The organism is Paenibacillus sp. XP01 (genome assembly GCF_057364885.1).
Map to the genome: position 1 here is coordinate 37,819 of NZ_CP139481.1, position 14,118 is coordinate 51,936.

The following is a 14,118-nucleotide window of genomic DNA, read 5'->3' on the forward strand; positions in this document are numbered from 1 at the left end:
AATATGTTAAGTTGTCTTAGGGAAAAGGTGAGGACGGGTGAACGCCTTGAAAATTTACGAAAAAGCGCCTGCTAAAATCAATTTGATGCTGGACGTCTTACATAAACGAAGCGATGGATTTCATGAAGTGGAAATGATCATGACGATGGTTGATCTTGCCGACCGGTTGGAAATGTCGGAGCTTCCACGCGACACGATCGTCATTTCCAGTCAGGCAGGGTATATCCCGCTGGATGAGAAAAATTTGGCTTTTCAAGCAGCCCGATTGATCAAGGAGCGTTATGACGTCAAGACCGGCGTGCACATCCATCTGGATAAAAAAATTCCGGTGGCGGCAGGGCTCGCCGGAGGGAGCAGCGATGCAGCGGCTGCCCTGCGCGGCTTGAACCGTCTCTGGAAGCTGGATATCCCCGACACAGAGCTCTGGAAGCTCGGGGCCGAGCTAGGGTCGGACGTTCCGTTCTGCATTACGGGAGGAACAGCGCTCGCCACAGGCCGGGGAGAGAAGCTTCGGGCGATTCCGAATCCGCCGCAGTGTTGGGTCGTTTTGGCCAAACCGCCTATTAACGTATCCACAGCGGACGTATATGGGCGATTCCGCAGCGACAAAATCGTTCGGCATCCAAGTGCGGAGAAAATGGAGCAAGCCATACGTAACGAATCATTCCCTGAGGTGTGCGCACAATTAGGAAACGTGCTTGAGGACGTGACGCTGCGGCTGTATCCTGAAGTCCGGCATCTGAAGGAAGCCATGATCCGGCTTGGGGCGGATGGAGTTCTTATGTCGGGGAGCGGTCCAACCGTATTCGGGCTTGTCTCGAAGGAATCGAAGGTTGCCCGCATATACAACGGGCTTCGCGGTTTCTGCAAAGAAGTGTATGCGGTACGCATGTTGACTTAAATTTACATTTTAATGTACAAACACGTATAAAGGTGTTATATTTTTAGATAATTATTCGGATTTGGATGTTTCCGTGATCGTGAGGATGGATCTCTGTGAAGAAATTAAAACGAAGCGCAAGGCTGGTTGAAATGACGCAGTACTTATTGGCAAGACCGCATACAGTCATTCCGCTCACCACTTTTGCCGAACGTTACGGTGCCGCGAAGTCATCAATTAGCGAAGATTTGGCGATTATCAAGGAAGTGTTCGAAGAAGGTGGATCGGGCGAGCTTTTAACGCTGGCTGGGGCGGCTGGAGGAGTGAAGTGGATACCGAAAGTATCCAGAGAACATGCTCTTCATTTTGCTGAAAAATTATGCAGTGAACTGGAACAACCGGATCGGATCTTGCCGGGAGGGTACCTGTACATGTCGGATCTTCTAGGTGAACCTTCCCTGATGAACGAGGCAGGCAAAATTTTCGCCACGGCATTTGGCGGTATGGATATCGATGTGGTCATGACGGTAGAGACCAAAGGAATACCGCTGGCGTATGCGACCGGAGCCCAACTTAACCTGCCTGTCGTTCTCGTTCGCAGGGACCATCAGGCTACGGAAGGATCGGCTGTTAGTATCAATTACGTTTCCGGGTCCCATAAAAGCCTGCATACAATGACCCTGTCCCGCAGGGCTATGAGAGAGCATTCCCGGGTCCTGATCGTGGATGATTTCATGAAAGCGGGAGGAACGGTTCAAGGGATGATCGACTTGCTGGCCGAGTTTAATGCAACGGTTGCCGGTGTAGGCGTTTTGGTGGAATCGGGAGCGGTGGATTCGGAGGAAAGACTGCTGACCGATTACGTCTCTTTGGCCAAGCTGACGGCGGTTGACGCCAAGAGCAGACAGATTTCCGTGAAGCCGGGGAACTACTTCGATCTGTAAAATGTTGACGGTTTACGTGTCGAGAAAGCTTCTATTCCATCGATCAAACATGAATACTGTCGAATTGTGTATTAAATAAAAAAATTCCTGATATTAGGACATTTTTATGGTTCTAAAAGAAGGAGTTCGTATATGCTGTGTGGAATTATACACCAAGTTCTGATGGAAAAAGGTGGTGAACACACATGCAAATTACGGATGTCAGACTCCGCCGAGTTAACTCTGAGGGGAGAATGAAGGCAATCGCATCCATTACCATCGATAACGAATTCGTCGTTCATGACATTCGCGTCATTGATGGCAACAACGGAATGTTTGTTGCAATGCCGAGCAAGCGGACTCCTGACGGAGAATTCCGTGATATCGCCCACCCGATTTCTTCCGGAACGCGCGAGAAGATTCAGGCTGCTGTTTTGACTGAGTATGACCGTGCTGCGACTGAGGAAGAAGTCATTGAAGAAGGTGCCTGAGAACATTATTGGGGTTCAAAGGAAAAGAGAGCCATGTCTTATGGCTCTCTTTTCTTTTTGTCCGGAATAAGATATATTCAGTATTGAGTTTATTCATGCAGGAGATCTGCGCAGCGACTGTGTTCCCATGTTTCGCATGGGTAATATGCGTGCGCAAAAATATATACGGCAGGCGTATTCTGAAAGCGTCGTGACATTCGAAGGCTTACAGATAATGGCGTATACGTATAACTGCGATGATCGGTGTCCGCGTTGTTACGTGTCATGACTGAGACAGTGGTTGATGAACAAGACCGGCTCAAGCCGGCTGAACGTTGCTCGTTGACAAGGCTTCGCAAAAGGGGATGTCAATGAGGATTTTCAGAACAGGAGGTCGTGGATTTTGAAAAAAATGGCAATCGTTCTTGCTGCAGGGCAAGGCAAACGAATGAAGTCGAAATTGTACAAGGTGCTGCATCCCGTATGCGGCAAACCGATGGTTGGCCACGTACTGGATGCAGCGCTTCGGGCAGGTGTTGAGCGTACCGTCGTCGTGGTTGGCCATGGAGCCGAAGCGGTGCAAGCCTTTTTGGGTACAAAGGCGGAATATGCGCTTCAGGCCGAGCAGTTGGGTACAGGGCATGCCGTTAAACAGGCAAAGGATCTGCTCGGAAGCGAGTCAGGATCGACGATCGTCGTTTGCGGCGACACACCGCTGGTAACCAGCGAGACGTTGCAAGGACTGATGGAGCTTCACGAAAGCCGAGGGGCGGCAGCTACCGTCTTAACGGCAAATCTGGATCAACCTCATGGATATGGCCGCGTCATTCGCAGTGAAGACGGGTCCGTACTGCGGATCGTGGAACAAAAGGATTGCAACCCGCAGGAAGATGCAGTGAAAGAGATCAATACGGGGACGTACTGTTTCGATAATGCAAAACTGTTTGCCGCCTTGGAAAAAGTGACGAACGAGAACGCTCAGGGGGAATTTTACCTGACGGATGTGATCGGCATTTTCCGTAACGAAGGTGAAGTTGTGGAAGCATACATGTCGGATGACATCGCTGAATCGATCGGAGTCAATGACCGACTGGCCTTGTCCCAGGCGGAAGGATTCATGCGCGAACGTTTGGCCAAACATCATATGCTGAACGGGGTTACGATCATTGATCCGGCATCGACATATATCGGGGCAGATGTTACGATTGGAGCAGATACCGTACTCTATCCGGGGACCGTTCTGAAAGGAACAACGACGATCGGCGAGGCTTGCCAGATCGGGCCGCATGCGGATATTGAGGATAGTGTCATTCATAACGGCGTGGCCATCAAACATTCGGTTGTTTCGAAATCCGAAATTGGAGACGAAGTGACCGTGGGTCCGTTCGCCAACTTGCGTCCAGGCACCAAATTGGGACGCAAAGTGAAAATCGGCGACTTTGTCGAAGTGAAAAATGCTACAATTGATGAAGGCTCCAAAGTGTCTCATTTGAGTTATGTTGGAGACGCCCAAGTGGGCAAAAACGTTAATATTGGTTGTGGTGCAATAACGGTGAATTATGATGGATATAATAAGGCAGTGACGACAATCGAAGACGATGCGTTCGTGGGCAGCAACGTCAATCTCATTGCACCGGTAACGATCGGAAAAGGAGCATACGTTGTAGCCGGTTCCACGATTACCCATGCTGTTCCCGATAACGATCTCGCCATTGCGCGTCCACGCCAAGAGAATAAAGCGGGCTATGCGGAGAAGATTCGCGGCCGTGCAAAAGCAAAGAAACAAGCGAAGTCCGAGTAAACTCGGGATATCTATATTCCTTTTTTCCTTCCGGAAGCCCGGAAGGTGCCGACATGTCGCAGACGCTTACAGATTCCAATGAACCAGCACGGAGGGTTTTTATTTTATGACTTATTTTGATTCGAAATTGAAAATATTCACTTGTAATTCTAACCCAAAGCTTGCCCATCAAATCGCGGATTATATCGGAATTCCTATGGGCGAATCTCACACGACCAGTTTCAGTGACGGCGAGATTCAAGTAAAACTCTCCGAGAGCGTGCGCGGCTGTCATGTATATATCGTGCAGTCTACTTGTGCGCCAGTGAATGACAATTTGATGGAAATGCTCGTGATGATCGATGCGTTGAAACGGGCTTCCGCCAAAACGATCAACGTTGTCATTCCGTATTACGGATATGCACGTCAAGATCGCAAGGCTCGTTCCCGTGATCCAATCACGGCGAAACTGGTGGCGAATTTGATCGAAAAAGCAGGGGCTACCCGCGTCATTGCCATGGACTTGCATGCCATGCAGATCCAAGGATTTTTCGATATTCCCGTCGATCATTTGCTCGGCGTGCCGATTCTGGCACAGTATTTCCGTTCGAAACAGATCGAAAATCCCGTTGTTGTCTCGCCTGACCATGGCGGTGTGGTTCGCGCGCGCAAGCTGGCTGACTTCTTGAACGCACCGCTTGCGATTATTGATAAACGCCGTCCGGAGCCGAACGTCAGCGAAGTCATGAACATCATCGGTAACATTGAAGGGAAAACGGCGATCCTGATCGACGATATCATCGATACGGCAGGAACCATTGTGCTGGGGGCAAATGCTTTGATGGAAGGCGGCGTGAAAGAAGTATATGCATGCTGTACGCATCCGGTATTGTCGGGTCCTGCGATGGAGCGTTTGGAAAACGCACCGCTGAAAGAGGTCATCGTGACGGATACCATTCCAATTACGCATGCCAATCCGACGAGCAAGCTGAGAGTGCTGTCTGTTGCACCTTTGCTTGGTGAAGCGATCATCCGGGTTCATGAGGAACTGTCCATTAGCAAACTATTTGAAATAGAATAAGGCTGTCTGCATCATCTAGAAGTGAGGGGTTACGTTTTCCAGTTCAATGGAAAATGTAACCCCTGTCGGCGTGCTAATAAAAATAAACCCCGATCAATAACCGGGGCGGGAAATAAAACGAAACCGGCGCCGATGGAACAGCGTGTCGGCAATTTCGACAAATTGATGGTCGAAACGTGTAATCACACCGATTTCTACGTGGGTATCGCGGTCATATACCTGCACAGGGGTACGAGATTCCAGATGATAGATGAAATCATGATGCTGAGTCAGTTGTCCATTGTCTTCGCGCAAAACCCGCTCACCTTCCTGAGTCGATGAAATTAGGCTGTGAAAGTTACAGCAAATTGGAAGTTCACTTTCCTGATATTATATGTAATATATCAATCGAAGTCTATGCTATATGTTGGTTACCCGAAGGAGGGAATACAATGAAATGGATTGTCGGACTCGGAAACCCGGGCTCGAATTATGCCAAAACGAGGCACAACATCGGTTTTATGGCGCTGGATCGCCTGGCGGAGCGCCACGGCATTTCCATCACGCAGAACAAATGCAAAGCGCTGATTGGAGAAGGGAATATCAATGGAGTAAAAACGGTGCTGATCAAGCCGATGACCTACATGAATCTTTCGGGTGAATCGGTACGTGCATACATGGACTTCTTCAAAGTCAGCCTTGAGGACATGATTGTGGCGTATGATGACATGGATACGGAGATCGGCAAAGTGCGATTGCGGTATCAAGGAAGCGCAGGCGGACATAACGGAATCAAGTCGATCATCCAACATGTGGGCACGCAGCAATTCAACCGGGTGCGTATGGGAATATCCCGTCCCGAACCTGGACATGCCATCGTGGATTATGTATTGTCGACGTTTATGAAAAAAGAAAAAGAAGCGCTTGAACAGACGATTGAGCAGACCTGCAATGCGCTGGAGTTCAGTCTGGACCATACGTTTGAACAAACGATGGCGAAATTCAATGGCTAAACCGCTCTGAAGCATTAGCGAGAACAAAGACAGATTGTTTCCAGGTTGAAATCGGTCCGAATGGGGTATGCTGAACGTATAAACCACGTGCAGGAGGCATAGATATGTCAGTGAATTATGTGTGCAGGCATTGCCGCACCTTTATTGGACGGATCGATTCGGCTCGAATCACGGAGACGCAGCTCGGTTTTCATTTCTTGACCCCCGACGAGCGGAGGGATATAATAGCGTATAATTCCGGTGGTGACATTACCGTCCGGATTACTTGCGATTATTGCAAAGAAGCTCTGGACTCCAATCCCGAGCTCAGTTTGCTGGCCAACCCGCTTCAGTAGCGGAGCTGGGCAGCAGCAATCAACCGATTACAGATGATGGCGGCAGCGAAATGCTCCACCTTTATAGCCTTGGCAGCCTGCTGAGGCTTCTTTTCGGTTTGGGTAAAAACAGTCTCTCCCCCACAATAGGGAATCCGCATCAAACGGATTGTGGCAAAGAAACGGCAAATCCCTTATGATGGAACAGGAGAAAAAGGCAATGTTATCCAAATGTTAAAAGAACGCTTGGCTGCGTACATCATTAAGTAAGTTATAAGAGAGGTGCCCCTTTTGTTACAAGCACTTATACAGGCTTTTTCCAAAGATCCGGACTTTGGGTCCATCACTGCCGGTATTGAGTCCGGAATGAAGGAGCAGCTGGTTTCGGGGTTGTCCGGATCAGCACGGCAGATCATGCTGGCTGCACTTCATGAAGAGATGAACCGGCCATTGCTCGTCGTTACGCATAATATGTTTTCCGCACAAAAAATTGCAGAAGATTTACAGGAAGCGCTTTCACCAGAGCGCGTGCTTCTATACCCCGCCAATGAGCTTGTTGCCGCTGAAGCCGCCGTTTCCAGTCCGGAAACGTTGGGTCAGCGTATTGACGTGCTCGTTCAGTGTGCCCAAGGCTTTCGAGGGGTCGTTGTCATCCCGTTTTCGGGGGTACGCAGATATGTACCGACTCCAGAAGTCATGGCCAGCGCCCGAATCACGCTAAAACAGGGAGAAACGCTGGAGCTTGATGCCTTCCTGCTGGAGATGGTGAAGCTCGGGTATCAGCGGGTAGAACGGGTTGAATCACGAGGAGAGATGAGCGTCCGCGGCGGAATCATTGATTTCTACCCGGTGACGTCCTCCGTTGCATACCGGGTAGAACTGTTCGACGACGAAATTGATTCCATCCGGACATTTGATCCAGCGGACCAGCGCTCGATCGAACGTATTGGCGAAATCACGGTGCTGCCATGCAGAGAGTTGATCGCCGACGGCGATCGGATGGAACGGGCGGCCGACACGGCTGCACTTATGCTGGAGAAACAGCTGGAGAAGGTGACGGACCGGCAGGCCAAGCTGCGCCTGCGCGAAGAGATTCATCGCGAGATTGAGCTGCTGCGAGAACATGTCTATTTTGATGAAATATATAAATATATATCCCCGCTCTATCCGGAGCACAAAACGATTTATGATTACTTGCCTGAGGATACGCTCCTTGTGCTGGATGAACCTGCAAGGCTGGGAGAGACTTCGAAACAGTTGGAGCGGGACGAGTCCGAGTGGAATCTGCATTTGATGCAAAACGGTAAAACGCTGCCGGATCTGCATCTGTCCGCGGACGGGGATGATTTGATATATGAACGTCCGTTCCAGACGCTCTTCATGTCAATCTTTTTGCGTCAGGTACCGCATACGCAGCCGCAAAACATCCTCAACTTTATCAGTCGCGGCATGCAGGATTTCCATGGACAGATGAACGTGCTCAAGGCCGAAATGGAGCGTTGGCATAAAGCAGGGGTTCGCGTTGTCATGCTCGCGAGCGGCGAGGAACGATTGGAGCGCATGCGGCGCGTGCTTGCGGATTATGAAATTCCTGAGCCGGAAATGCTGATCGGAAATCTGCAAACCGGCTTTGAGCTGCCATCGATTCACCTGGCTGTGGTCACGGAAGGCGAGATGTTTTCGCAGAAACAGCGCAAAGTTCGCAAATCCAGCCGCAATGTCGACAATGCGGAGCGGATCAAATCCTACAGCGAACTGAAGGTCGGCGATTATGTCGTGCACCAGAACCATGGTATCGGTAAATATCTGGGGATCGGAACGTTAGAGGTTGCGGGCATTCATAAGGACTACATGCACATTTTGTATGCCGGCGGAGACAAGTTGTCCGTGCCAATCGAGCAGATCGACCTGATTCAGAAATACGTCGGTTCCGAAGAGAAGGAACCGAAAATCTACAAGCTGGGCGGCAACGAGTGGACGCGCGTAAAAAACAAGGTCCGTTCCTCCGTTCAGGATATTGCGGATGATCTGATCAAGCTGTACGCCGAGCGCCAAACGTCCCAAGGATATGGCTTCGACAAAGACACGCCGGAGCAGCAGGAATTCGAGGCCATGTTCCCTTATGACGAGACACGGGATCAGATTCGTGCCATCGAGGAAATCAAAAAGGATATGGAACAGAATCGGCCTATGGACCGCCTATTGTGTGGTGACGTCGGATACGGCAAAACAGAGGTCGCCATTCGTGCTGCCTTCAAAGCTGCCATCGAGGGAAAACAAGTTGCTGTACTTGTGCCCACAACGATTTTGGCGCAGCAGCATTACGAGACGTTTCGCGAACGTTTCGGCGAATATCCTTTCAACATTCAGGTGCTCAGCCGATTCCGTTCCCGCAAGGAACAGAACGAGACAGCCAAAGGCATCAAGGCCGGAACGGTGGATATCGTAATCGGTACGCACCGGCTGTTGTCTCAGGATTTGGTATTCAAGGATCTCGGATTGCTGATCGTCGACGAAGAGCAGCGCTTTGGCGTTACCCATAAGGAAAAGCTCAAAAAATTGAAAACCAACGTGGACGTGCTGACGTTAACGGCGACGCCGATTCCGCGTACCCTGCACATGTCGATGCTGGGCGTACGGGATTTGTCGGTCATCGAAACACCGCCGGAGAACCGTTTCCCTGTGCAGACGTATGTCGTCGAACACAGCCAGACATTGGTGCGTGAAGCCATCGAACGCGAGCTTGCCCGGGGAGGGCAGGTGTATTATTTGTACAATCGGGTTCAGGGCATTCACGAAAAGGCAGCAGAGATATCCGACCTGGTGCCGGAAGCAAAGGTTGGCGTAGGCCATGGACAGATGTCGGAAACGGAGCTGGAGAAAACCATTCTGGACTTCCTGGATGGCGAATATGACGTACTCGTCAGCACAAGCATCATCGAAACAGGCGTAGATATTCCGAACGTCAATACGTTAATCGTTCACGATGCCGATAAGATGGGATTATCCCAGCTCTATCAGCTGCGCGGACGTGTAGGGCGCTCCAACCGGATTGCGTATGCTTATTTTACGTATCAGCGGGATAAAGTGTTGACCGAGGTGGCGGAAAAACGCCTGCAATCCATTAAAGAGTTTACGGAACTGGGCTCCGGCTTCAAAATCGCGATGCGCGACTTGTCGATCCGCGGGGCGGGCAATCTGCTCGGTGCGGAGCAGCACGGCTTTATCGCATCCGTCGGTTTCGATCTGTACTCCCAGATGCTTGCTGAGGAGATCAACAAACGCAAGGTAACTATGTTGGGCGAAGCACCAGTGCCTTCCGATCAGTGGAATACGACGCTTGATCTCAGCATTGACGCGTATTTGCCGTCCGATTATATTTACGACAGCATTCAAAAAATAGAGATTTACAAAAAAGTAGCGGTAATTTCCTCCTTTGAGGACGCGATGGAGTTGGAAGACGAGTTGGTAGACCGATTCGGCGATCTTCCGGAGGCGGTTATTAACCTCATGGCTGTAGCGAGACTTAAAGTGTATGGAAAAACCTACGGCATTGAGTCCATAACCCGCCGTGGCGATGACTTGACCATCAAATTCTATGAAGGCCGTGAACATGCCTTTGAACTGTCCAAAATCGCGAACATTGGAAATCAGTTCGAAAGACGTGTACAATTTGAGCAAGGGAGCCACATGCTGGTCCATGTCAAAGGCAAAGGTCTCGAGGACAAGCAATTGATGGAACTGGTCGAGAAGTTTATGGAGTCCTTACAAAGTGCTTTTAAATCAAAGGGGGAACCAAAGAATGTTACTAAAGTATAAAAACGTGAGGAAAGTGCTGTCCGTCAGCATGGTTGCAGTACTTTCCCTGTCCTTGCTTGCCGCATGCGGCAAAAAGGATGCTGAAAGCACGAACGATCCGAAGGATACGAGCGCTGTTGTGGCAAGCTACGAGGGCGGTACCATTACCGCCAATGAATTCGATATGGAACAACGGGTAATGAAATTCCTGTATCCGGAATACGCACAAATGATGGACATGGACGACTTCAAGGACTTTCTGGTACGTCAGGAAGTCGCTTATGAATACCTGAGCAACAAGGCAAGCGAAGAAGCAAAGACGGCAGGCGCCAAGGCGGCGACCGAGCAGTTTGACAAAATGAAAGCTCAGGTCGCAGCCGATCAATGGACCGAAATGACCAAGGCACAAAACTTGACCGACCAAAACATCAAGGATTACATGACTCGCATCATGACGGTCATCAAGGACAAGGAAACGGGTGTAACCGAAGACCAGATCAAATCCGAGTTCGAAACGAACAAAGATCAATACACGACGGCAACCGTTCGTCACGTTCTGATCAATTTCACGGATCCGGATACGCAAAAAGAACGCAAAAAAGAAGACGCGTTGAAATTGGCCAAAGAAGTAAAAGCGAAACTGGATGCCGGCGATGATTTCGCCAAAGTGGCGAAAGAATATTCCGAAGACCCGGGTTCCGCGGAGAAAGGCGGCCTGTATGAAAACGTGCCTGTCGGCAATTGGGTAGAAGCCTTCAAAGAGGCTGCCAAAACGCTGCCGCTCAACAAAATCAGCGATCCGATCGAAACCGAGTACGGTTATCACATCATGAAGGTAGAAGCGCGCACGGAAGCAGATTATGCCAAATTGACGGATGAGCAAAAAGAGAGCCTGAAGAGCCAGCTGGCCGCTACCGAGATCGACAAGTTCATGTCGGATGAACTGGATAAGATCGTCAAAGAAGTAAAACTGCCTAAGTCCGAAACGAGCGAAGAAGGCAAGACGGAAAGCGGAACAACGGGCACTGGAACCGATGCAGGAACAAGCAAGGAAGGCGATAAAGCCGGCGAAACGAAAACCGACGGTACAAGCAGCACCGATTCCAAAACGGATCAAGGCACGACTGGAACAGATGCAAAAAGCGAAAGCACGGAATCCGGCAGCAAGTAAGAGCCAATACACCAGTGGGTGGACAAGTTATGAAAGCGAGGGAGGCCTTTTGGCCCGCCCTTGCTTTTTTGCTGTCTGATCGGGGAAGAATAGGCATAAAGTCACCTTTTGTCTGGTAAGCACAACGATATCCCCCAAGGCATGTATAAGGAAATGGGAACAGATGAATACTATGGTCAAGATATTACAAATCACGTTCTGGGATTCTCCTCTGCCCATTAACGAACAGTAGTTTAAAAATCTTCTCGAGAAAGTGGGGCAACATGTGAAATGAAAGCTACTGGTATTGTTCGCCGTATTGATGACCTCGGCCGCGTGGTCATTCCGAAGGAAATTCGCCGTACGTTACGGATTCGCGAAGGTGACCCGCTGGAAATTTTCGTGGATCGCGACGGAGAAGTCATTTTGAAAAAATACTCACCGATCGGCGAGCTTGGGGACTTTGCCAAGGAATATGCTGAATCGCTGTATGAAAGCACAGGCCACGTCACTCTGATTTCGGACCGTGATACGATCATCACTGTAGCCGGAGGCTCCAAGAAAGAATATTTGGACAAGCAGGTCGGCCAGATGGTCGAAAATTGCATGGAGAACCGGAAGACCATTCTGGAAACAGGAAGCGGCTCTTACGAAATCAGCAAGGATCATGACGAGACGTTATCATCCTTTGTCATCGCACCGATCATTTCGGGTGGAGACCCGATTGGAACCGTCATTTTGTTCAACAAGGACGAATCCGTGAAAATGTCCCAGTTGGAAGTGAAGATGGCTGAGACGGCCGCAGGGTTTCTTGGCAAACAAATGGAACAATAAATTACTTAGTCAACTCCTGAAGCCTGCTTTGGCGAACAGGAGTTTTTCTATTTTATTCGTCTGCGCACCGATCGGGAGGTATAATACAAGCATATGCTTGTTATTCTTGATCGGAAATGGTGCAGGAGGAGATTATGGGACAGCCATCTACGGCTTCGAGGTTGCTGCAGGGTGCGTTTGTGCTCGCGCTGGCGGCCATTATGTCGAAAGTCATCGGAGCTTTTCAGAAGATTCCGCTGCAAAACTTGGGGGGCGACGGTGTTTTCGGCATTTATAACACGGTGTACCCGTTCTATATGATGCTCATCACGATTGCAGCGGCTGGATTGCCTGCTGCGGTCTCCAAGTTCGTGGCTGAAGAAAATGCATTGGGGAGACCGGAAGAAGGACGGAGAGTTGCCCGCCTGTCCTCCGCCTTGCTCGGGGGAATCGGATTGGTCATGGCTGCCCTGATGTATGCGGGAGCACCCCTTCTGGCAAAGATTATCGGAAACAGCCATGTAGCAGCATCAATACGTACCGCCTCGCTTGCGTTGCTCTTTGTGCCTCTGATGACAGGACTGCGAGGTTACTTTCAGGGACTGCAGCAAATGGTGCCTACGGCCGTATCCCAAGTCTTGGAGCAAACGGTTCGGGTGACGGTCATGATTGTTCTTTTGTTATGGCTGTTAAGGAAAGAAGCCTCGCTGGAGACGATTGCCGCAGGTGCGATGCTCGGATCGGCAGCGGGCGGCATCGCTGGACTGTTGGTTATGCTGTATTTCTGGTATCGCCATCGCCATCGCCTGAAGGCTGCGGACCAGAGCGGACCGACGGGTACATGGAGCAGGACAGGACGATGGAAGGAGGACCCCGTACAAGGGCAGATGGAGACAACCGGGGCAGCAGGCAAACGCAGCAATGCCGAGTGGGTTCGTATGTTAATGGCTTACGCGATTCCGGTTTGTCTCGGTTCGTTGGCCGTTCCCCTCATGAACCTTGTGGACACGTTCACTGTGCCGCGGCTGCTTCAGCGCGAAGGATTGGACGAAATCGGGGTCATGGTCGATTTCGGTATTTACAATCGCGGCCTGCCGCTCGTGCAGATGGTGACGATGCTGGCCACGTCACTATCGGTGCTGTTCATCCCGGCGATGGCCGAAGCCCGGCTGAAGGGTGGGCCGGAAGCCGTAAGACAGCAAGCGGGCATGGCGCTGCGCTGGTTTTGGCTCATCGGCCTGGCAGCATCCGCTGGGCTTGCGGTGCTGGCGGAGCCGATCAACCGCATGTTGTACGGGGATGCCGCAGGCACGGAAGCTTTGCGGTACATGGCGCTGACGGCCGCGGGCAGCACCGTCAGCATTATCGCGGCGGCGCTGCTGCAAGGCCTCGGCGCCGTGCGCGCACCAGCGTTCAGCATGCTTGCCGCCGCAGGCGTCAAGGCGCTGCTGAACGTGCTGCTCGTGCCGGCGCTGGGCATCAGCGGCGCGGCACTGGCAGGCGCGGCCGCCTACATGCTGGCGGCCGGCCTGAACGTGGCGCTGCTGGCGCGGCGAAGCGGCATGCGCCCGGCCATCGGCGCCGCCCTGGCGAAGCCGGCGCTGGTGATCGCCGCCATGGGCGCAGCGGCGGCGGTCGCCGCCTGGGCCGCCGAAGCGGTGCTCGGCGGCGTGGGCATCGCGGCCGATCGCAGGCTGGCCGCGATGGGCATCAGCCTGCTGGGCATGGCCGCAGGCATAGCCGTGTTTGTGCTGGCCGCGGCGCGAACCGGGCTGCTTACCGCCGCAGAGCTGGCGTCCGTTCCGAAAGTGGGCGCTCGCCTGGCCGCGATCTTGCGCAGACTGCGTATTCTGCGCTAGTCACCCGCTCATGCTGCACAGCCTGCATGAGCGCCATTTACAGGCGAGCGGCAGATTC

Annotated in this window: 12 protein-coding genes; 11 read left to right on the top strand and 1 reads right to left on the bottom strand. The window is 51.5% G+C overall.

From position 1 onward, the window contains the following. Nucleotides 1–46 precede the first annotated feature (46 nt). The 5 genes from ispE to SNR34_RS00195 all read left to right on the top strand — a co-directional run bounded on the left by ispE (nt 47) and on the right by SNR34_RS00195 (nt 5,134). Nucleotides 47–901, top strand: coding sequence for a 4-(cytidine 5'-diphospho)-2-C-methyl-D-erythritol kinase (gene ispE, locus SNR34_RS00175; protein WP_236421365.1), 855 nt, complete (start codon nt 47–49; stop codon nt 899–901). A gap of 95 nt (nt 902–996) precedes the next feature. Further along, nucleotides 997–1,824 carry a pur operon repressor gene (gene purR, locus SNR34_RS00180; protein ID WP_339275463.1) on the top strand — a complete coding sequence of 276 codons (828 nt, stop codon included), beginning with the start codon at nt 997–999 and terminating at the stop codon, nt 1,822–1,824. Nucleotides 1,825–2,009: 185 nt separating this feature from the next. After that, complete coding sequence (gene spoVG, locus SNR34_RS00185; RefSeq protein WP_017691372.1) at nt 2,010–2,294, top strand: septation regulator SpoVG; 285 nt, start codon at nt 2,010–2,012, stop codon at nt 2,292–2,294. A gap of 391 nt (nt 2,295–2,685) precedes the next feature. Further along, nucleotides 2,686–4,074, top strand: a complete 1,389-nt coding sequence (gene glmU, locus SNR34_RS00190) for a bifunctional UDP-N-acetylglucosamine diphosphorylase/glucosamine-1-phosphate N-acetyltransferase GlmU (RefSeq protein WP_445259768.1) — start codon at nt 2,686–2,688, stop codon at nt 4,072–4,074. 106 nt (nt 4,075–4,180) lie between these two features. Continuing rightward, nucleotides 4,181–5,134: a ribose-phosphate diphosphokinase gene (locus SNR34_RS00195; protein WP_236421341.1), complete on the top strand. Its 954-nt coding sequence runs from the start codon at nt 4,181–4,183 to the stop codon at nt 5,132–5,134. Nucleotides 5,135–5,227: 93 nt separating this feature from the next. Here the strand turns inward: SNR34_RS00195 and SNR34_RS00200 are convergent, their stop codons facing one another. Then, entirely contained in the window at nt 5,228–5,428 is a 201-nt protein-coding gene (locus SNR34_RS00200; RefSeq protein ID WP_236421340.1) for a hypothetical protein, read from the bottom strand. Nucleotides 5,429–5,565: 137 nt separating this feature from the next. Here SNR34_RS00200 and pth point away from each other — a divergent pair, with 137 nt between their 5' ends. From pth to SNR34_RS00230, 6 genes are all read left to right on the top strand, one after another. After that, on the top strand, nt 5,566–6,126 hold the full coding sequence (gene pth / locus SNR34_RS00205; protein ID WP_236421339.1) for an aminoacyl-tRNA hydrolase: 561 nt from the start codon (nt 5,566–5,568) through the stop codon (nt 6,124–6,126). 104 nt (nt 6,127–6,230) lie between these two features. Further along, entirely contained in the window at nt 6,231–6,461 is a 231-nt protein-coding gene (fin, locus tag SNR34_RS00210) for an anti-sigma-F factor Fin (RefSeq protein WP_236421338.1), read from the top strand. A 270-nt stretch (nt 6,462–6,731) separates the two neighbouring features. Next, nucleotides 6,732–10,259 (top strand): transcription-repair coupling factor, encoded by a 3,528-nt coding sequence (mfd, locus tag SNR34_RS00215; protein ID WP_236421337.1) that lies wholly within the window; start codon nt 6,732–6,734, stop codon nt 10,257–10,259. Then, nucleotides 10,243–11,409: a peptidylprolyl isomerase gene (locus tag SNR34_RS00220; protein ID WP_236421336.1), complete on the top strand. Its 1,167-nt coding sequence runs from the start codon at nt 10,243–10,245 to the stop codon at nt 11,407–11,409. The genes mfd and SNR34_RS00220 overlap by 17 nt, the downstream gene beginning before the upstream one ends. A 270-nt stretch (nt 11,410–11,679) precedes the next feature. Beyond that, on the top strand, nt 11,680–12,222 hold the full coding sequence (spoVT, locus tag SNR34_RS00225) for a stage V sporulation protein T (protein ID WP_236421335.1): 543 nt from the start codon (nt 11,680–11,682) through the stop codon (nt 12,220–12,222). Nucleotides 12,223–12,356: 134 nt separating this feature from the next. Next, nucleotides 12,357–14,060, top strand: a complete 1,704-nt coding sequence (locus SNR34_RS00230; protein ID WP_486180920.1) for a putative polysaccharide biosynthesis protein — start codon at nt 12,357–12,359, stop codon at nt 14,058–14,060. Nucleotides 14,061–14,118 lie beyond the last annotated feature (58 nt).